General features: G+C 72.5%; 1 protein-coding gene. It reads right to left on the bottom strand.

Annotated features, from left to right (window positions below; genetic code table 11):
* The coding region (locus tag ACPYOG_RS21175) for a RidA family protein (protein WP_481296000.1) at positions 1–229 on the bottom strand (229 nt) is incomplete at both ends.

Below are 229 nucleotides of genomic sequence, written 5' to 3'. Positions count from 1 at the left end.
GCGACGCCCACGGCGGAGCGCGCGTGCACTCCCGCCTCGCCGAAGATCTCGCCGAGCACCTCGGACTCACCATTGATGACTCCCGGCTGGCCGGTGAAGGCGGGGTCCGAAGCGACGAACCCGACGACCTTCACCACGCGCCGCACCCGGTCGAGGGAACCCAGCACGCTCTTCGCGGCGGCGAGAGCGTTCAGGGCGCAGGTCCGGGCGCATCCCTTGGCGTCCGCCG

Source organism: Leifsonia sp. HAY1-4F (assembly GCF_056755275.1).
This window is presented reverse-complemented; position numbering and strand designations above follow the sequence as displayed.